Raw genomic sequence first — 20,261 nt, 5'->3', positions numbered from 1 at the left:
ATGTATTCAACCACATCATCAAACTTTTTACATTTCACCACTAATATGTAAGCTAGAATAGAAAAGGCACTACATGTTTTGTGCCGCTATTAATGGTCGGTAAGACTCTAAACTCAAAAATCTGAGAAATCCCACTTTATTTTGAAGTTTTTTTGAAAGAATTTACTTCTTTTGAAGGAAATTGGTTTTTAAAATCGAAAATCAAAACATATATTTGCGTGATGTTGTTCTGTAGTTATGTGGTAAAAATAGAGATAGTGTGAGAGGATTTTCATATTAATACGCTAAAAGACTTTTGCGTATATTTTGATGAAGATACAATTGGGGGAAGACATTTTGTAAAGAAGCTGATCCAAAATAAATACATAACAGAAAAATCAACTTTCAAAATCAGTTCAAATGGTGGGGGGAGAAACTAGCATGTCCAATTTAATGGTTGAAAACCAAACGCAGCAAGTAACTGTTTTTTTGGGAGAAGTAGTTGAAGTAATTACAAAATATGTGAACAATCATACGTTACCTTTATTATTAGAAGAAACACCAGAAGGCGATGAACAGTATTTTGCTGGATTGTTAGCTTCCATTCGACGCTTACTTGTATTTTGTGAAGAAGGCTTAGATGCTTGCTGCGTATTACTGAATAATAAACCGTTTAGGAAAAATGCAGCGGAGAGAACGCTATATAAAATTTATCATCAAGTGATTGCAGAGTTTTTTTCACCCAAAAATGATCATTGGTATGAAAATAGTCGATCAGCTTATACAGGAAAGAATTCAATTGCGTTTCAAAAGCAACCTCCTTTTTCCATTGAACAAATGATGAAAGAGTTAGAAGGAAAATTCCAAATGTTGCGTGAAGAGTTAGAATATTATGAAACAGACTATCAAACGAAAATGATACAAAAATATTAACTACTGTAAGAAGTTAGGTAATTCCTAGCTTCTTTTGCTTTTTGAACCGTCATATACGACCGTAATTTTGAATACATTTAAAAAGGATATATTGATGGGGGTGTCATATGAGCCAGCAAGAAGTGTTCACTGATTACTTTCATGAAGTTGAAAGTTGGTGCGAAAGTGTTCTCCACGTATTAGATAGCCGGGCAACAGAAGTGTATGATGTTCATATGCTTGCATATAAAATTCAAATGCTATTAGATCGGATTAAAGAAAATGAATATGATTACGATGCAGAGTTTGTCTATGAAATTAGTGATGATGTCGAGCATATTCAACACTACTTACAAGAAGCGTTAATGTCTGATTCAGAACAATATGCATTATATGAAAGAAATTATGCAAGAGCTTCTGTACCAATTGGCGGACATACCTTGCCACCGCTTCCGTATCCGTATAATGCGCTAGAGCCTTATATCTCAAGGGAAATTATGATGCTTCACCACGATAAACATCATCGTAGTTATGTAGAGGGATTGAATAAGGCAGAGAAGATGATGGCAGAAGCACGAAAAACAAATCAATTTGATTTAATAAAGCATTGGGAGAGAGAAGCTGCTTTCCATGGTTCTGGACATTATTTACACACTATTTTTTGGAACAATATGAAAAAAGATGGTGGTGGCAGTCCGCACGGAGACTTATCGAGGGAAATTGAAAAAGGTTTTGGGAGCTTTTTACGTTTTCAAAAACACTTTACAGAAGCGGCAGCGAAGGTGGAAGGTTCGGGGTGGGCAATTCTCGTTTGGGCACCTCGTTCCGGACGATTAGAAATTTTACAAAGTACACTTCATCAATTATTTACGCAGTGGGATACAATCCCTTTACTAGTACTTGATGTATGGGAGCATGCATATTATTTGCAGTATCAAAACCGAAAGGAAGAATATATTAAGAATTGGTGGAATATTGTCAACTGGGGTGATGTAGAAAAAAGATTTCAAAGTGTAAAAGAACTTCAGTGGATACCATATTAGACGCATCATACATCGCGATGCGTCTTTTTTAATTGTCTTTCTATTCTTATGGAGTTAGTCTTGCATCTCAACTTCCATTCATATTTTAAAGGTCCAAGCATACACTTGTACAAAAAGTGCTAAAAAGGACGTGAATGCATGAGAGGAAGAGGGATCGTGATTGCACTTATTATAATATGTGCAAGTATGCTACCAAATGATACATATGCGCAAATGAATAATGTTAGTGCACGTAATGCGGTGTTGATGGAGCAGCATTCGGGGCGTGTACTATATGGAAAGTTAGAGCATGAATCTGAAAAAATCGCAAGTATTACAAAAATTATGACCGCACTTTTAGCAGCCGAATCAGGAAAAATGAAAGAAAAGGTATCCATTAGTAATACAGCAGTTCGGGTGGAAGGGTCAGCGATTTATTTAAAACCAGGACAGAAAGTACCGTTAGAAGATTTAGTATATGGCTTAATGTTGCGCTCAGGAAATGATGCAGCTCAGGCAATTGCAGAATATGTTGGCGGAAGTATAGATGGATTCGTTTATTTAATGAATGAAAAAGCAGCACAAATTGGAATGAAGGATACACATTTTTCTAATCCACATGGTTTAGACGGAGATGGAACACATTATTCTTCAGCATATGATATGGCACTGTTAACAAGGTATGCCATGGAAAATGAGGCATTTCGTAAAATTTTTGGAACGAAAACGTATCAGTCTGAAGTATGGGACTATCCATGGAAAAATAAACATAAGCTTGTTACTTCTATGTACGAGTATGCAACAGGAGGGAAAACTGGATTTACGAAAAAGGCAGGGCGCACACTTGTAACAACTGCATCAAAGGATGGGCTAGATTTGATTGTTGTAACATTGCAAGCTTCGAGTGATTGGGACGATCATATGTACTTATTTAATGAAGGATTTAAACAATATACAGCAACTACGGTAGTAGCGAAGGGCCCCCTTTCTGAACTGCAAGACAAAAAGTATACAAATCATATATATACGAAAAATGATTTATTAGTGCCACTAACGGAAGACGAAGCTAAAAAGGTTACATTGAAAATTGAATTTGATAAATCGGCCAAGCTGATAGATGGAGAAAAAGTAGGGCGTGCCGTTGCCTATTTAAATGATGAAGAAGTTGGAGAGCGTAACCTTTTTTATAGTAAACGGAAACTTATTGTGACTACAGGTTTGTTTTGGAAAGATTTTAAAGAAGTATTTTCTCACATGTTAGGTGTGGAAATAGATGGTTAATATTATATGGGTTGCGATGGCGGTAATTGGTATTGTATATGCAATGTTTAATGGAACGATGGATGAAGTGAATAAAGCAGTTTTCGAAGGTTCAAAAAATGCCGTAACCATTTGTATCGGATTGATTAGTGTTCTTGTTTTTTGGCTTGGTTTAATGAAAATTGCCGAGGAAGCTGGTCTGCTAAAGAAACTTGTTGCATTGTTTATGCCTCTTGTAAAAAAACTCTTTCCAGAAGTACCGAAGAATCATCCAGCACTAGGTTTTATCTTATCTAATATGATGGCAAATTTTTTTGGGTTAGGAAATGCAGCTACTCCGCTTGGGATTAAAGCAATGGAACATTTAAAAGAGTTAAATGGAGGAAGAGACTCTGCGAGCCGCTCTATGATAACCTTTCTTGCTTTAAATACATCAGCTATTACACTTATTCCCACTACGGTTATTTCGATTCGGATGACATATCACTCTGCAAATCCAACTGAAATTGTAGGCGCAACGTTTATCGCCCAAGTTTTATCTATGATTGGAGCTATTTGGATTGACCGTTATTTTTACCGAAGAAGAAATAGAAAGGGGAAGAAAAAATGAGCGTCGTTAATACGATTTCTTTATGGGTTATTCCATGTGTAATTGGATTTATTCTATTATATGGGACGGCAAAAAAAGTACCGACGTATGAATCATTTGTAGAAGGCGGGAAAGAAGGAATTCAAATTGCTGTATCTATTTTACCGTTCATGGTTGGTATGCTCGTTTCTATTTCAATATTCCGGGCTTCAGGCGCGCTAGATGCAATGATACATGTCATGAAACCAATGTTAGATGCTATCCATGTGCCAGCAGAAATTGTTCCCCTTGCACTTATTCGTCCTATTTCTGGATCAGCAGGGCTAAGTATTACAACGGATTTAATTGCCACATATGGACCAGATTCGTTTATTGGGAGGCTTGCGTCTACGATGCAAGGAAGTACAGATACAACCTTTTATATTTTAACAGTTTATTTTGGAGCGGTTGGGATTCGGAAAATGGGCGATGCCTTAAAGGTGGGATTATTTGCTGATTTAATTGGTATTGTGTGCTCAATTGTATTTGTTTCACTTATGTTTCAGTAATAATGGTTCATTTTTAATTTAAATTAGACTATAATACGGATACAGCCACTATTAAGAATGTGCTTAATAGTGGTTTTTTTATGGATTATTTTTGACAAAACCGTGAACATTTGTTGTAAGCAAAAAGAAGGGAGTAAATCATAATAAAGAGGAAAAATGTATTTTATTCCTTTATTAGCTTATAAAGTTGGCGATGTTGTTTATGGTAAGTAAGGGGAATTGTCAGCAAGGCTAGACAGTTGCCAAGTCCTTCTAATGAAGGTAAGATGAATTTGAGGTGAAGAAACGAAATGGAACGACTACAAAAGGTAATAGCGCAAGCAGGTATTGCATCGAGAAGAAAAGCAGAAGAACTCATTCAACAAGGGAAAGTTAAGGTTAACGGAAAAGTCGTGACCGAACTAGGAACGAAAGTGAGTGCACAAGATAAAGTTGAGGTAAATAATATTCCTCTCGAAAAAGAAACACCTGCTTACTTTTTATTATATAAACCAACCGGTGTTATTTCGAGTGTAACAGATGATAAAGGAAGAAAAGTGGTGACAGATTTCTTTGCGGAAATTCCACAACGTCTTTTTCCAATTGGACGATTAGACTATGATACGTCTGGTTTAATATTGATGACAAATGACGGAGAGTTTGCGAACATTTTAATGCATCCAAAGTATAAGGTTGACAAAACATACGTGGCAAAGGTAAAAGGTCAGCTAACTGGTGAAAAAATCCGCATGTTAGAAAAAGGCGTTATGCTAGAAGAAGGAAAGACAGCGCCTGCCCGTGTGAAAATTCTTTCTTGGGATAAACGTAAAGAGATTGTAATTGTACAATTGACAATTCATGAAGGAAGAAATCGCCAAGTGCGTAGAATGTTTGAAGCAGTTGGATGTAAAGTTATGAAATTAAAGCGTGAGCGTTATGCCTTTTTAGAGTTAGGTAGTTTACGCCCAGGGGATGCAAGAGAATTATCTCCTCATGAAGTAAAACAACTTCGTGCTCTTGCTTCAACGAAACCGAGATAGTACAGAATATAAAAGCTTCTATCAGTAAAGAAATTTTTGCTGATAGAAGTGAATACATATATAAATTCATTTTAATTTTTTGACATCTTTGTCTAGCTCTGCCTCCTAGGCCCTCATGTCTAAGAACCTTCCACACGAGAAGGTAAAAAACACCTTCTGTGTGAAAGAACCTTAGCCAATAGGCCTAAACAATCAGCGTCGCTTTTCCTTATAAGTCGCTGTTATGCAGAAAAATACATGACTGCTACTTGCTTTCTCCCTTTGTTTTACACCTTGCATGTGGCAGGAAAAGGACCTGACCGCTTCTATGCATGGCCAGACCCTCTTGCCTACCTAAAAAGAAGGTTTTATGTCGGTTTTTCAATTGGTATTTTTATAGAAAAGTTTAGTATGTGCTAAACTTCTTTATTTTGTTAAGGAAGGAGAGACACTGTGAAGAAAAATAGACTGTTATTTCGTGTAATTATATTGCTCATATTAGGAGGGGCATTAGGGTTTACGTTATATCAAAACTTTTTTGTTGATAAAGAGAAAGTACAAGTAGGAAAAGAAGCACCAAACTTCGTTGCCACTGATTTAGAAGGTAAAAAGATTACGCTAAAAGAATTGAAAGGAAAAGGGGTTTTCTTAAATTTCTGGGGGACATGGTGTAAGCCTTGTGAGAAAGAAATGCCATATATGAATGAACTGTACCCGAAATATAAGGAAAAAGGTGTTGAAATAGTGGCATTAGATGCAGACGAAACGGAACTTGCGGTGAAAAATTTTGTGAGTGGATATGGACTGAAATTTCCTGTAGCGATTGATAAAGGGCAAGAAATTTTAAATACATATGGTGTAGGGCCACTACCGACAACGTTTTTAATCGATAAGGATGGCAAGGTTATCGAAAAAATTACAGGTACACAATCAAAAGAACAAATGGAAGAATATTTAAAGAAAATTACTCCATAAGTGAGAAGAGTATAGAAAATCTATTCGTGCTCTTCGGTAATCGAGGTGCTGCACATGGATTTTCAGTACCTATCATGAGATTTCTGAGTATTTCGTTAATTACCTTAGAAACATAGATACATAGGAATAAGAAAAAGGCGGTGAAAAATTTGGAACAAATAAAATGTGTTTGTGGTCACGTAAACCCAATTGGTACAATTTTTTGTGAAGCTTGCGGGAAGCCTTTTGAAGATGAACAGGATACAAATTTACTAGATATGCGATATGAGGGAAGTGCACGGCGCTCTCTTACACATACCAAAACAGTAATAGATAAAATTTGGAGCTTTTTTTCCTCCGTAAAAGTTGGAATATGGCTTATTGTAATTACACTTATCGCGTCTGGGATTGGAACGATTTTTCCGCAAGAAATGTATATTCCACCAACCATCACGCCGGGAGAATATTATGAACAGCAATATGGTTTCCTTGGAAAATTATATTATCAATTAGGATTTAATAATCTATATAGTTCCTGGTGGTATATGATTTTAATAGCATCTATTGGGATTTCTCTTGTTATATGTAGTTTAGATCGTGTTGTTCCTTTATATAAAGCGCTGAAAAAACAAAGGGTAACAAGACATCCAAGTTTTTTAAAAAGACAGCGATTATACGGAGTAGCGTTTGCGACAACAGAAGAGATTGCACGTGTGAACGAGAACTTGAAAAAGAAAAAATACAACATTCAAGTGGAAGATGATAACATTCTAGCAGAAAAAGGCCGTTTTTCACGCTGGGGTCCATATGTAAATCATATTGGTCTTATTATTTTCTTATTTGGAACGATGCTGCGTTTTGTCCCTGGTATGTATGTAGATGCATCGCTTTGGCTTCGTGAAGGTGAAACGAAAGAAATTCCTGGAACAGACGGAAAGTACTATTTGAAAAATGAAAAATTTATTAAAGAAGTTTATGATAAAAGTAAAGAAAATGAAGTATTTAATGAGGCGATTGACCGAGTTGGAAATAAAATGATTGCAAAAAATTATCAAACAAATGCCGTGTTGTATAAAGTGGTCGGGAAAAATGTTGCTGGCGAGCAGCCGAAACTTGAGAAAGTGAAAGAGTATAACATTCGGGTAAATGAACCTCTTAAATTTGATGATTATGCTCTGTACCAAGTTGATTTTAAAGAAGGCGAATTTAGTAAAATGTCTTTCTCTTTACAAAAGAAAGATGGCGGACAAAAATGGGGTCCGATTACAGTTGACCTAACAAATCCAAAAGAAACATACGATTTAGGAAATGGATATTCTTTGCATTTGTTAAGTTATTTTCCCGATTTTTACTTTGATGAAAGCGGAAAGCCGAATACAAAAACGAAGCTTCCTAACAATCCTGCTTTTGTCTTTAAAATGTTTACGCCTGAAACGCCGAATGGAGAAGTAAGCTTTGTCGGAATTCGACAAAATATAGAGCCCGAAGGAAACAACTTATACAAAATGTCTTTTGCAGGTGTAGAAATGCGCAATGTTACAGCACTTACTGTTCGGAAAGATTTAACACTTTGGGTTATAGCTTTAGGAGGTTTTATTTTCATGGTCGGTGTTATCCAAGGGATGTATTGGAATCATCGTCGCATTTGGATACAGCGTGTTGATAATGAATGGTGGATTGCTGGTCATACAAATAAAAATTGGTATGGTTTGCGAAAAGAGATCGAAAAAGTGTTAGAAGGAACAAATATTCCGCAGCCAAATGATAGAGTAAATGAGAAAAAATTAGTTAAGGTGGGGAGAGAGTATGGTAGAAATAAGTAGTAATTTCTTATTTACTGCTTTCGTATTATATTTAGTTGCAACACTGTTCTTTGGGGGAGCGATTAAAGAAAAAGGGCGAAAGTGGGCAAACATCGGGATAAGTATTACGATTTTAGGTTTTGCTGCTCAGTCAGTATATTTTGTTACGAGATGGATTGCATCAGGGCATGCACCGGTGAGTAATTTTTTTGAGTTTGGGACATTTTTCGGTATGATGATGGTTGGTGCGTTTATTCTTATTTATTTTATGTATCGGACAAGTATACTTGGCTTATTTGCGCTTCCAGTTGCTATTTTACTAATTGCCTATGCAAGCATGTTTCCAAGAGAAATTACGCCACTTATTCCATCGTTAAAAAGTAACTGGCTACATATTCATGTAACAACAGCAGCGGCTGGACAAGCTATTTTATCGATTAGTTTTATTACGGGGGTTATATATTTACTGAAAAATGTGGACCAGTCCAAAAAAAGCAAGCAAACATTTTGGCTGGAAGCAGTTATTTTTTCGCTTGTTTGTGTAATTGGATTTATAGCAGTGACAACTGCTTTTTCAAGTGTGAAGTATGAAGCGAAGTTCCAATGGATTAATAAAAATGAGCAGCAAGCAGAAATGGTATATAATTTACCTGCTTTAGTCGGTCCCCATGAAGGCAAGTTAGTTACAGTTGAAAAATTTGAACCTGTAATGGAAACGCCGGCTATTATCAATGCGAAAAAATTAAACACAGTGATTTGGTCGATACTTATAGGGACGGGTCTATATATTCTCTTAAGATTGATTTTGAGAAAACGAGTAGCAGCAGCGATTCAACCTGCACTGCAGAAAGTTGATAGTGATTTGCTTGATGAAATCGGCTATCGCTCTGTCGCAATTGGATTCCCAGTCTTTACGTTAGGTGCATTAATCTTTGCGATGATTTGGGCACAAATTGCATGGACGCGTTTTTGGGGCTGGGATCCGAAAGAGGTTTGGGCACTAATTACTTGGCTCTTTTATGCAGCGTTTTTACATTTACGCTTATCGAAAGGGTGGCACGGTGAAAAATCAGCGTGGCTTGCAGTAATTGGCTTTGCAATTATTATGTTTAACTTTGTAGTAGTAAACTTAGTGATTGCAGGTTTGCATTCGTATGCATAACAAAAATTGAAGTTCAACGAATTCTATTGTGCAGTTCATTATTGCGGTATAAAATAGGAAAGTGACTGTCACTTTCCTATTTTAATTTTGTTAATTTCTTTTCTTTTTTGAGAAAAACATGACAAAGTATAGAGTGATTTTGTAAAATAATGTCGAGGACAAATGATATAGTTCAGGAAAAATACATATTTTTGGAAAAAATATGAACATATTTTATTATTTATGTGAAACATAATGCAAAAGTGAACTTTCTAATCGTGACGAGGTTTGTCTGTGAAAAGTTATTTCACTCTAATGAGAAATTACTACTAGCATGTGTCCTATTGATTTAACTAATTCTGATAAGGGAAGTTTCACTTTATTGAAGAAAGGTAGGTGTGAACCGCTGTGACATGTATGTGTACAGCGGATAGCCATGGAAAATGAACTAAAGATTTTAATTGTAGATGACGAAGATCGTATCCGTCGTTTGTTAAAAATGTATTTAGAGAGAGAGCAGTACATCATTGATGAAGCTGACAACGGAGAAACGGCTTTAGAAAAAGCATTGCAAACTGACTATGATCTTATCCTTTTAGATATTATGATGCCTGGAAAAGATGGTATTGAAGTTTGTAAAGGTATTCGTGAGAAAAAGGCAACGCCAATTATTATGCTAACGGCAAAAGGAGAAGAAATAAATCGAGTGCAAGGATTTGAAGTTGGCACAGATGATTATATCGTAAAACCGTTTAGTCCGCGTGAAGTTGTGTTGCGTGTAAAAGCTGTGTTACGTCGTTCAGTTACAACAACATTCTTTACACAAGATACAACAACAAAAGATGTTACTGTATTCCCGCACTTAACAATTGATAATGATGCACATCGTGTTACAGCAGATGGAGAAGAAGTGAATTTAACACCAAAAGAATATGAATTATTACTATTTTTAGCGAAGGCACCTGATAAAGTGTTTGACCGAGAACAATTATTAAAAGAAGTATGGCAGTATGAATTTTTCGGTGATTTACGTACGGTTGATACGCACGTAAAGCGTTTGCGTGAGAAATTAAGTAAAAAATCAGCAAATGCAGCGAAAATGATTGTAACAGTATGGGGTGTTGGTTACAAGTTTGAGGTTGTGAACGATTGATGCTTTGGAAAAGTGTTGTTGGGAAATTATGGATGACAATTTTACTCCTCGTTTCCTTCGTCCTAGGCTTTGTTGCTATTTTACTTTCTCAGTTTTTCGACAATTATTATGTGACGATGGGAGAAACGAGGCTGACGAATGTTGCAACGAGCGTTTCTGAATTAATAGAAGAGGGAGCAGATGAGAAGACGATAGAACATATCGCATATAAATTCGTTGATCCTCTTTCGCGAATTATTGTTGTTAAAGAGGGTGATAAAGTATCTGCTTCTCCGACTCAACGAGGATTGGTAACATTAACACTAGATGATTTAAAAAATGACAAAGAGTTACAAGCGGTATTTACAGAACGTAAAAAGGTACAAAAAATAAAAAGCGTCCCAGATGAAAAAAACAAGAAAAATCATGAAAATGATATTATGGTTGTCGGTGTTCCGTTAAAGTCATCAAAAGATGGTGCAGTTTTTGTATATCAATCGTTACAGGTCCCAAAACAGGGAATAGAAAAATCGACAGATTTTATCTTTTTATCTGCGGGGATTGCAATTATTTTAACAACATTCTTTGCGTTTTTCTTATCAACCCGGATTACAGCACCACTTCGTAAAATGCGTGAAGTAGCTTTTGAAGTAGCGCGCGGGAAATTTGATGCAAAGGTACCAGCGGTTTCACAAGATGAAATAGGTGAATTGGCAACAGCTTTAAATCAAATGGGGAAACAATTGAAGTTTAATATTAATGCCCTGCAGCAAGAAAAAGAACAGCTTTTTAGCATTTTAAGTAGTATGGCCGATGGTGTTATTACGTTAAACCAAGAAGGAGAAGTTGTTGTAATTAATCCGCCAGCAGAGCGTTTCTTACAAGTATGGCATGAAGAAAAAGAGATAGAGTTAAGTGCAAGTTTGCCATCTGAGCTTGTTGAACTGTTCCATTTAGTTGTAGAAAGTGAACAAGAGCAAGTTGTGGAAATTAATTTAGAAAAAGGTAATTATGTTGTATTGATGACACCGCTATACAATCAGACAAAGATTCGAGGGGCTGTTGCAGTTCTTCGTGATATGACGGAAGAACGTCGTCTTGAGAAAATGCGGAAAGATTTTATTGCAAACGTATCGCATGAATTACGTACACCGATGGTTATGCTTCAAGGATACAGCGAAGCAATTTTAGATGATATTGTTCAAACGAAAGAAGAAGTACATGAATTTGTGCAAATCATTTATGATGAATCTGTACGATTAGGGCGTCTTGTGAATGAATTATTAGATTTAGCTCGAATGGAGAGCGGTCATGTAGAATTACATATATCAGAGGTAGATGTCGTTCCGTTTGTTGAAAAGATTGCCCGGAAATTCCAAGGGATAGCAAAGGAAAAAGAAGTACAATTGTTAGTTGATTTTCGAACTTCCATAAAGCAGCATTCTTTTGATCCTGATCGAATGGAACAAGTGTTAACAAATTTAATTGATAATGCGTTGAGACATACAAATACCGGCGGTAAAGTATCGCTTATTATTGATGAGAAAAATAACGGAATTGTATTTGAAGTTGCAGATTCTGGGGTTGGTATTCCAGAGGAGGACATTCCGTTCTTATTTGAGCGTTTTTATAAAGCAGATAAAGCTCGTACACGCGGGAAAACAGGTGGTACAGGCTTAGGGCTTGCGATTGCCAAAAACATTGTGCGAGGGCATGAGGGTAAATTAACAGTTTCGAGTGTAGTAGGTGAGGGTACAACATTCTCTGTATATTTGCCGTCAGAAGTATGATGAAAAGCTTATCTTTTTTGATAAGCTTTTTTTATAGCGTGAAACAATGAGTAGTAGGGGCTGAATTCTCTAATGAGTACCAATTAAATTTTTATGGATAAGTATCTGTAGTCTATATAAATCCAAATTAAAAAACGACATAAAACCATCTTTTTTTAGGTGGGCGAGAGAAGCGGTCAGGGCCTTTTCCTGCCACACGCGAAGTTTAAACAAAGGGAGAAAGCGAGTGGAAGCTCCTTTTTTCTGAATAGCAGCAATCTATATGTTGGAAAATCAAAATGGATTCATATAGTAAAAGAGTATATAAGAGAAGGGAGAAAAGTATGAAGCTCTATACAAAAACAGGAGATAAAGGCCGAACAAGTCTTATTGGAGGACGCGTAGATAAAGATGATTTGCGTGTGGAAGCATACGGAACACTTGATGAGGCGAATTCGTTTATTGGGCATGCAATGACACTACTGCAAGATAAATTGTTTCAAGATATTTACCTGGAACTTGAAAAGATTCAGCATGAGTTGTTTGATTGTGGCGGGGATTTAGCGATTGTGAAGAAAAAAAATCCGTATAAAGTAACAGAGGATATCATTACTTTTCTAGAGAAAAGGATTGATGTATATATGAAAGAAGCACCGCCACTGGAGCGCTTTATTTTACCAGGTGGAAGTGAAGGAGCAGCGATTATTCATATCGCTCGTACTGTTACAAGAAGAGCAGAACGGTGTATCGTTTCTTTAAAGAAACAAGATGAGATAAATGAACATGTTTTGCAATATGTAAATCGGTTATCGGATTATTTATTTGCAGTTGCAAGAGTTGTGAATAATCGTTTGAATGTAAAAGATGTAGAATATGAAAGAAGCGCAATTGTATTTCGGGATGAGCAAGAAAAGAAAGAGAAATAGACTCTTTCTTTTTTTGTATACTTTTTTCTATAATTAACCACAATAGAGAAAGTGTGATGGTTATTTAGAAAACGGAGGATTTACAATGAAAGCTTTAAAGGTGATATTGTTTTTCTTTTGTATCTTTTTTATAGGACAAACAGAAGGAGTTGCTGAGGAAAAACAGTGGACGTGGCCGGTAGAGGGACGAATTAGCGATTATTTTGGAACGAGAAATGGAAAGCATTTTGGCATTGATATTGCTGCACCAATAGGTACTTCAATTGCAGCTATGCAAGATGGCATTGTAACAAGATCTTATTTTTCTGATAGTTATGGTCATGTTGTATTTATTAAACATAGAGATTATGAAGCTGTATATGCACATATGAATAAACGACTTGTAAGAGAGGGAGAAGAGATTTTGCAAGGGCAAATAATTGGACAAGTAGGGAATACTGGACAATCTAATGGTGCGCATTTACATTTAGAAATTCATAAAGGGTCTTGGACGATAGCGAAAACACATGCGGTTAATCCGCTGCAAATTCTTGGAGAAAAACAAAATACAGTAGTATCTGCTTCTGTATATGTTGTACAAAAGGGGGATACATTAGTGAGTATTGCTAGGAAGTTTGGCACAACTGTTGGAGAATTGAGAGTAAAAAATCAACTGCAAAAAGATATCATTTATCCGTCGCAAAAATTACATATTAATTGAAAAAAGAGCTAGGAAGCCTAGCTCTTTTGTTGTTACCAAAAAATAAAGAGACAAATAAATCCAGCAATTGCTAAATAGCTATAATAATAAAATACTTTTTCTCTTGTTTTTTCTTCTGTTTTAAAAAGGACAATAGTAGGTTCAATAAGGCCGATAACAAAACAAAGTAGACCGAGCAACATACATCCGAGGGACAGTGAATACAAAGCGACTTGGATGACTTGAAATGGAACGATAACTTTTAATACAAACGCAATGAGTGCAGTATAGAAAATTGTTCCAATATACATATTTAATGTTGTATTAGAGCGATAACCGGGCAGTTTTTTGAAAAATGGTCTAGAAACGATTTCTATTTCTAAAGATGTGTAAGTTTCAATGATTTTTTCTGCCTTCTTTCCCTGGTGAAACAGAGAAAGAATCCAATTCCGTTTTCCTTGAAAGACGAACTGGGTTTTTGTTAAATAATGATCGATTTTGACTTTTCTCCAGCTTTTCCATGGGTGTCGTTCGCAGAGCTTTAGTTTACTGTCTGAATCTTTATCATATTGGTATATGCTAATTCCATGTTCATCAAAGGCAGCATAATATGTATCTCTTGAGAATTTTCCTAAGTCAACAGGACAATAGAACAGTAATTCCTTTTTTAAATAAAAGTATTCTTTGCGAAGATTTTTTTTCATAACTTCTTGAATAGGCTGTTTTTTTTCTTTACTCATGACATTTCCTCCACTGTAAGAAAATGCGGTTTTCTTAACAATATCATATCTTATCACTTTCGTGTACGAATGGCTAGAGAATTGTAAACAAAAAGGAACAAACACGAAAAAATGTTCTTTTTTGTCATATTATTTACTGGTTGTTAGAATGTCATGCAGTTAAGAATGTTTGACTATATAAAGTTTAATAAGAATTATATAAAGTGAAACTTCCGTCAGTGGGGGTCTTACTGCCCGCAAATAGCGGGATAAATAAAAATTAAAAAACCTTGTACTTTTAGATAGGATAGAGTATTTGACCATACATAGAAGCGATCAGGGCCTTTTTCTGCCACATGCAAGGGAAAGTGCTGCACAATGTGAATGAAAAAGAAGCATTTTCATTCACATTGTTTTAAAGTTGTTGTATAATGATGGGGAAAATAGAATATCGGTCTATCTTCGGGGCAGGGTGAAAATCCCGACCGGCGGTGATGAACACATGTATTTGTTCTAAGCCCGCGAGCCGTTAAGGCAGGATTTGGTGCGATTCCAAAGCCGACAGTACAGTCTGGATGGGAGAAGATGGAGGTTCAAGCGTTCAAAAAAGATAAGTATTTGAACGTCTATTTGATGTGCCTAAAATTTCTCCCTTTGCGTTTCAGATGCAAAGGGTTTTTTCATGCTAAAATATTAGGGCATAGCAGAACCTTTCCACTTTCCATGAGATGATCGATGGAAAAGGAGAGAGAAATATGAAACAACAGAAGAGTGTAGTAAAAATGATGAGCGTTGCGATGCTAGGTAGCATTGCGTATTTACTAATGATGCTGGATTTTCCATTTCCAGGATTACCGCCGTTTTTGAAAATTGATTTTAGTGATGTCCCAGCATTAATTGTAGCTATTATTTTTGGGCCGCTTTCAGGGGTAATTGTAGAGGCGATAAAAAACGTTCTGTATTATGGCATCCAAGGAAGTTTGACGGGAGTGCCGGTAGGGGAAATGGCGAATTTTATTGCTGGATGTCTCTTTATTCTTCCGGCATCTATTTTGTTTCGTAAACATCGCACAGTTAAAAGTTTAACAACTGGATTGATGTTAGGAGTAATTTGTATGACTCTTATTATGAGTGTGCTAAATTATTTTATCATTTTACCAGCTTACACTTGGTTCTTAGGTCAACCTGCTATGTCTAGCGGTGCAATGCGTCAAACAATTGTGGCGGCAATTTTACCTTTTAATTTAATTAAAGGAATTATAGTAACAATTGTTTTTGTTCCTTTATTTTCTCGATTAAAAGTATGGGTGTTTGCGAAAATGCAAAATGCATAAATAGAAGATTTTGCATCAGTGGAAATTTTTCTGCTGATGCTTTTTTATCCTGTAAAAGTCTGATTGCCGAGAGGTTTCCATTCATTTGGAAGGGAAATAACAATGATGGAAATTCATTTTTATAAAATAAAAAATACCCCTCAAATAATGAGGGGTATTTTTTGAAGTCAACGATGGAGACTATTCGAATTTTAATGCATCGCCGTCAAATGCTTCATCTGCTACCTTAATAGAATCAGTTGGGCAACCTTCAAATGCATCCATCATATCATCGATTAATACATCTGGAATTTCAACGATACCTTGGTTATCATCTAACGTTACGAATGCAATACCTTCATCATCGTAATCATAAATATCTGGTGCAGCTGCTCCGCAAGCTCCACATGCAATACAAGTATCTTTGTCAACGATTGTATATTTTGCCATCTTTATATTACCTCCTAGAGAATATGTATAAAAAACACTGATAAAAATTCTAATCTTATTGTAAAACGGTTTTTGGAACTTTTCAATATAAAATTATAATGATAATGCTTATCAATTAGATCTGTCAACTAATTTCTTTAGTTATCCATGATGTTTTTAAAATATCTAAATAAGATGCATTTTGTTACAATGGAAGTAGAAGTAGACTGAAAGGGTGGAAGCGGCATTGCAGCTACAATATACCGTACTATACTGTTTAAAACAATTAGAAGGTGAACGAACAGTTTCTTCTATTTATTACCTTTTAAAAGGAAAGCGTTCTTCACAAACATTACAAGATGGGAATATGTTTCACCTTTCCTTTTTATTTGGTGTATATAAATCTTTAAGACGTCATAATTATGATAAACAGATTGAAACATTATTAAACGCACAACTTATTACGTGTGTGCATGAAAATACTTACATTTTAACTGAAGCGGGAGAGAAACAAATAAATGAATGGGAGAAAATATTTTATTTTCCGAAACATTTACATGGCCTGCAATACGGCGAACTTGGAGAGAGTTTTTGGAAAAGATTATCTTTAATTATACAAACTGTATCTAATTTGCAGCAGCAATGTGTGAAATTTCTTCCGATTCAACAAGATACAGAAATTACGATATGGGTAAAACGATTTATTATGAGCTCTTCTGTTTCAAGAGGACATTTAGCAAAGCAGTTATATAAAGAAATAAATTTCATATTAATGAATGTGACTTCTATAGAAGCAACTATTTTTGTGTACCGTCTAACGGGATATCATCGTATTGGTTATACAACAGATCAGCTTGGAGATATGATGAAACAAGATGCGTTTCGCGTATATCTTTTATTTTGGGGAACAATTCATTTCATCATTCAACATGTGCAACATCATAAGCAACAGTTTCCGTTGTTAACACAAATCATTGCGTATCCGAATGAAAAAGCAGATTTATTTAGTATATCCACACAAAAAACGTATCAATTATGGAAACAAGGAAGAACTATGGAAGAAATTGCGAGAATCAGGAAACTAAAGGTTGCAACAATTGAGGATCATATTGTAGAAATTGCATTACGTGAGAAAGAATTTGAAGTAGAGCAATTTATAGAAAAAGAAAAAATGAAGCAAATACAGAACATGATTGAGAAGTTACAAACGCGGAAGCTGCGAATATTAAAACAAGCTGCTGGAGAGCATGTTTCCTATTTTGAGATTCGTCTTGTATTAGCGCGAGTAGGGGGATTACATGAAGCTTGAAAATAGTTTATATCAGTGGTTTGGATACCGAACATTTCGATCAGGGCAAAAGGAAGTTATTGAAGATTTATTAAAGGGAAATTCTGTTGTAGCGATGCTGCCAACCGGTGGCGGGAAATCGCTTTGTTATCAGCTACCAGGTCTTGTACAAGATGGAACGGTACTGATTGTTTCACCGTTATTGTCATTAATGGAAGATCAAGTTACACAATTAAAATATATAGTAAAAAATCAAGTTATTGCTCTTAATAGCTTTCGGACAATGATAGAAAAAAAAGAAGCTATGCGGCGGTTGCATTCCTATAAATTTGTATTTGTATCTCCCGAAATGTTGCAATCAGATATGTTGTTAAAAGAATTACGAAAAATTCATATTTCTTTATTTGTTGTGGACGAAGCACATTGTATTTCTCAATGGGGATATGATTTTCGAACAGATTATAAAAAGCTAGATCAAGTTATCGCATCGATGGGTTACCCACCGGTTCTTGCTTTAACAGCTACTGCTACGAAAGAAGTATTACAAGATATTATTGAAAGCTTACATTTGAAAGATGTGAAGCAGCATTTACATTCGATTGATCGTCCTAATATTGCTATGAAAATCAAGTTTGTTCAAACTATTCAAGAGAAAAAAGAAGTATTATTATCTCATGTGAAATATTTACAAGGTCCTGGGATCATTTATTGTTCAAGCAGGGCTTGGACTGAACGTCTTGCAGCGTATTTAAGGGATGAAGGTATTGACGATGTTGCACATTATCACGGGGGAATGGAACATGAAGAGCGGATGTTAATTCAGCAACAATTTATGAACGATCAACTTCAACTTGTTGTGTGTACAAGTGCATTTGGTATGGGAGTAAATAAGCAAAATACACGCTATATTATTCATTTTCATTATCCAATAAATATAGAATCTTATTTACAAGAGATTGGACGAGCGGGCCGTGATGGAGAGCCAAGCATTGCTATTTTGTTATGTAGCCCGCTTGATCATGATTTGCCGCTCTCCATTATTGAAGAAGAATTACCAAATGAACAACAAATTCGTTTTTTATTTTCCTTATTACGGGAAACAACGTTACAAAACAAAGTGTTATCGTTAGAAGATGTAGAAGAAATTTGCTATAATGCAGCGGGATTGAATGAACAATACTGGAGATTTATTCGATATCATTTCGAAAAGATGAAAATCATACAACGTAGGAAATTGATAATTGAATCCTTGTCAGATGAAGCGGAGCAGAAATTAATTACAGAAGTAAGAACGCGGCTTTGTAATAAATACGGTCAACTAGAAACGATGAAAGAATGGATATGGCGAACAGATTGTAAAAGAGAAGCAATTCTTTCTGAATTTGGATATACAAAGGAAATGCAACCGGAAAATTGTTGTACTTATTGTGGGATTCATATGGAAGATTATAAAAAAAAGAAAGCGAGACAATCTGTTTTCGACTATAATTGGGAAACAGAGTTACAATTGCTCTTCGGATTTAGAGGGAAGGAATGATGGATATACGCAAGAAAAGTATTGAAGACATGAACCCAAAAGAAATCCGATTGAATTTATATATTACACAAGTAATCGTTATATGTATGGGAATACTATTAGCGTATATATTCTTTCCAAGCATGGATACATTTCTATCTTTGTGGAACTGGGATTTTTCATCTATTTTTTTTATAGGTGGCGGAGTAGCTTGTATGATTGTTCTATTGGATTATATTGCGATGCATCTCTTTCCTGAATCATGGTTTGATGATGGTGGGATAAATAATCGTATGTTTCAAGGCATGTCTGTTATTCATGTGTTGGTTGTTACTGTTTTAATAGGAACAGCAGAAGAATTTCTATTTCGTGGTGTGATACAAACGTATTTTGGTCTAATTTTTGCGAGTGTGGTATTTGCGATTTTACATATTCGCTATATTACTAAGCCGTTTTTATTTTGTTTTGTATTGCTAATTAGTATTGTATTTGGTTATGTGTTTCAATATACAGGGAATTTATTAATTACAATTTTTGCGCATTTTTTAGTCGATTTCATAATGGGATTACAATTAAGAAATCAAATGAAAGATGGTGGTGACCGAGATGACGACGAGGCAGACAACAGAGTTTGAAGAGAATATGGAAGAGTCAACGCAAACAGAAGAGGGTTTACCGCCACGTAGTGAAGTTCATAAAGACAAACAAAAGAAAAAATCAAAATTTAAAATAAAGCACTTTTTTGTTCGAATTTTAACCGTATTATTTATCCTTCTTCCTGTTGGGGTTTTATGGTATACTGAGCATTACATTGTGGAAAAAAACAAGAAATCTGCTGCCGATTCTGAACAAAGTGCATTTGAAGTTATTTTTTTTAATTCAAAAAAGAAAACAAATCATGAACCAAAATCATCCTCATCAAAGACATTTCAGTTTCATACAGTGAAAGAAGGAGAAACTTTGGGAGAGATTGCAAAGAATTATTTTCCGGACGAAGATGGAATAGCGATTATAAAGAAATATAATGAGGTAGCAGAAGTATTAGAACCAGGACAGGTATTGAAAATTCCGAAGAAGACAGGATCAGAAACGAAAAAATAAAGTAAAGAGAAATTTTTATTCTGCAATTCGCTGACGGTAAGCCCCCTATCTTAAGATTGTGAGGAATTTGTGGAATAACTGCTGGCTCACATTAATCTTATTTTTACAGAGAGTAATTCCTCTCTCTTTATAAATTTGATGTAGGTCTTACTGCACGCAAATAACTTGATGAAGAAAAACCTTC

The 20,261-nt window shown here is 35.4% G+C and carries 20 protein-coding genes and 1 riboswitch; of the genes, 18 read left to right on the top strand and 2 right to left on the bottom strand.

Annotated features, from left to right (window positions below; translation table 11 throughout):
* The first annotated feature begins 420 nt into the window (after positions 1–420).
* The 13 genes from ACIGHG_RS00660 (at position 421) to ACIGHG_RS00600 (ending at position 13,732) form a co-directional block, all read left to right on the top strand.
* A complete protein-coding gene (locus tag ACIGHG_RS00660) occupies positions 421–912 on the top strand; it encodes a DUF3907 family protein (protein ID WP_336471600.1) in 492 nt (163 codons plus the stop codon).
* A 107-nt stretch (positions 913–1,019) separates the two neighbouring features.
* The gene (locus ACIGHG_RS00655; RefSeq protein WP_090915503.1) at positions 1,020–1,934 is read left to right on the top strand and encodes a superoxide dismutase; all 915 of its coding nucleotides are present in this window, start codon (positions 1,020–1,022) and stop codon (positions 1,932–1,934) included.
* A 138-nt stretch (positions 1,935–2,072) separates the two neighbouring features.
* On the top strand, positions 2,073–3,194 hold the full coding sequence (locus ACIGHG_RS00650; RefSeq protein WP_336471601.1) for a D-alanyl-D-alanine carboxypeptidase family protein: 1,122 nt from the start codon (positions 2,073–2,075) through the stop codon (positions 3,192–3,194).
* On the top strand, positions 3,187–3,783 hold the full coding sequence (locus ACIGHG_RS00645; RefSeq protein ID WP_336471602.1) for a nucleoside recognition domain-containing protein: 597 nt from the start codon (positions 3,187–3,189) through the stop codon (positions 3,781–3,783). The genes ACIGHG_RS00650 and ACIGHG_RS00645 overlap by 8 nt, the downstream gene beginning before the upstream one ends.
* Positions 3,780–4,310, top strand: coding sequence for a spore maturation protein SpmB (gene spmB, locus ACIGHG_RS00640; RefSeq protein ID WP_090915509.1), 531 nt, complete (start codon positions 3,780–3,782; stop codon positions 4,308–4,310). Before ACIGHG_RS00645 ends, spmB begins: the two co-directional genes overlap by 4 nt.
* A gap of 290 nt (positions 4,311–4,600) precedes the next feature.
* A complete protein-coding gene (gene rluB / locus ACIGHG_RS00635; RefSeq protein WP_396546674.1) occupies positions 4,601–5,329 on the top strand; it encodes a 23S rRNA pseudouridine(2605) synthase RluB in 729 nt (242 codons plus the stop codon).
* A 432-nt stretch (positions 5,330–5,761) separates the two neighbouring features.
* A complete protein-coding gene (gene resA, locus ACIGHG_RS00630; RefSeq protein WP_090915513.1) occupies positions 5,762–6,283 on the top strand; it encodes a thiol-disulfide oxidoreductase ResA in 522 nt (173 codons plus the stop codon).
* Between the two features lie 149 nt (positions 6,284–6,432).
* A complete protein-coding gene (gene resB, locus ACIGHG_RS00625) occupies positions 6,433–8,085 on the top strand; it encodes a cytochrome c biogenesis protein ResB (RefSeq protein ID WP_336471604.1) in 1,653 nt (550 codons plus the stop codon).
* A complete protein-coding gene (ccsB, locus tag ACIGHG_RS00620) occupies positions 8,069–9,226 on the top strand; it encodes a c-type cytochrome biogenesis protein CcsB (RefSeq protein ID WP_336471605.1) in 1,158 nt (385 codons plus the stop codon). Before resB ends, ccsB begins: the two co-directional genes overlap by 17 nt.
* Positions 9,227–9,641: 415 nt before the next feature.
* Positions 9,642–10,358 carry a DNA-binding response regulator ResD gene (gene resD, locus ACIGHG_RS00615; RefSeq protein ID WP_090915519.1) on the top strand — a complete coding sequence of 239 codons (717 nt, stop codon included), beginning with the start codon at positions 9,642–9,644 and terminating at the stop codon, positions 10,356–10,358.
* Between the two features lie 32 nt (positions 10,359–10,390).
* Positions 10,391–12,127: an ATP-binding protein gene (locus tag ACIGHG_RS00610; protein WP_396547170.1), complete on the top strand. Its 1,737-nt coding sequence runs from the start codon at positions 10,391–10,393 to the stop codon at positions 12,125–12,127.
* A 323-nt stretch (positions 12,128–12,450) separates the two neighbouring features.
* Positions 12,451–13,032, top strand: coding sequence for a cob(I)yrinic acid a,c-diamide adenosyltransferase (locus ACIGHG_RS00605; protein WP_336471606.1), 582 nt, complete (start codon positions 12,451–12,453; stop codon positions 13,030–13,032).
* Positions 13,033–13,117: 85 nt separating this feature from the next.
* Positions 13,118–13,732, top strand: coding sequence for a peptidoglycan DD-metalloendopeptidase family protein (locus ACIGHG_RS00600; RefSeq protein WP_090915523.1), 615 nt, complete (start codon positions 13,118–13,120; stop codon positions 13,730–13,732).
* Positions 13,733–13,764: 32 nt separating this feature from the next.
* Here ACIGHG_RS00600 and ACIGHG_RS00595 read toward each other — a convergent pair whose 3' ends face one another.
* Positions 13,765–14,451: a hypothetical protein gene (locus tag ACIGHG_RS00595; protein ID WP_336471607.1), complete on the bottom strand. Its 687-nt coding sequence runs from the start codon at positions 14,449–14,451 to the stop codon at positions 13,765–13,767.
* Between the two features lie 433 nt (positions 14,452–14,884).
* Positions 14,885–15,021: riboswitch (FMN riboswitch) on the top strand.
* A gap of 164 nt (positions 15,022–15,185) precedes the next feature.
* On the opposite strand from ACIGHG_RS00595, the gene ACIGHG_RS00590 reads away from it, so the two are divergent.
* The gene (locus ACIGHG_RS00590; RefSeq protein ID WP_090915527.1) at positions 15,186–15,764 is read left to right on the top strand and encodes an ECF transporter S component; all 579 of its coding nucleotides are present in this window, start codon (positions 15,186–15,188) and stop codon (positions 15,762–15,764) included.
* 180 nt (positions 15,765–15,944) lie between these two features.
* On the opposite strand, the gene ACIGHG_RS00585 is transcribed toward ACIGHG_RS00590, so the two are convergent.
* A complete protein-coding gene (locus ACIGHG_RS00585; RefSeq protein WP_017152544.1) occupies positions 15,945–16,193 on the bottom strand; it encodes a ferredoxin in 249 nt (82 codons plus the stop codon).
* Positions 16,194–16,419: 226 nt separating this feature from the next.
* Here ACIGHG_RS00585 and ACIGHG_RS00580 point away from each other — a divergent pair, with 226 nt between their 5' ends.
* Genes ACIGHG_RS00580 through ACIGHG_RS00565 form a run of 4 tightly spaced genes read left to right on the top strand, consistent with a single transcriptional unit; the run spans position 16,420 to position 20,077 of the window.
* Positions 16,420–17,481 (top strand): YpbB family protein, encoded by a 1,062-nt coding sequence (locus ACIGHG_RS00580; protein ID WP_090915529.1) that lies wholly within the window; start codon positions 16,420–16,422, stop codon positions 17,479–17,481.
* Positions 17,471–18,997, top strand: coding sequence for a RecQ family ATP-dependent DNA helicase (locus ACIGHG_RS00575; protein ID WP_336471608.1), 1,527 nt, complete (start codon positions 17,471–17,473; stop codon positions 18,995–18,997). The genes ACIGHG_RS00580 and ACIGHG_RS00575 overlap by 11 nt, the downstream gene beginning before the upstream one ends.
* Positions 18,997–19,611 (top strand): CPBP family intramembrane glutamic endopeptidase, encoded by a 615-nt coding sequence (locus ACIGHG_RS00570; protein WP_336471807.1) that lies wholly within the window; start codon positions 18,997–18,999, stop codon positions 19,609–19,611. The genes ACIGHG_RS00575 and ACIGHG_RS00570 overlap by 1 nt, the downstream gene beginning before the upstream one ends.
* The gene (locus ACIGHG_RS00565) at positions 19,583–20,077 is read left to right on the top strand and encodes a LysM peptidoglycan-binding domain-containing protein (RefSeq protein ID WP_336471609.1); all 495 of its coding nucleotides are present in this window, start codon (positions 19,583–19,585) and stop codon (positions 20,075–20,077) included. Before ACIGHG_RS00570 ends, ACIGHG_RS00565 begins: the two co-directional genes overlap by 29 nt.
* Positions 20,078–20,261 lie beyond the last annotated feature (184 nt).

The organism is Bacillus sp. NPDC077411, from assembly GCF_044543425.1.
Lineage (GTDB): Bacteria > Bacillota > Bacilli > Bacillales > Bacillaceae_G > Bacillus_A > Bacillus_A bruguierae.
The sequence above is the reverse complement of the archived record's forward strand: the minus strand, read 5'-3'. Positions and strand labels throughout refer to the sequence as shown.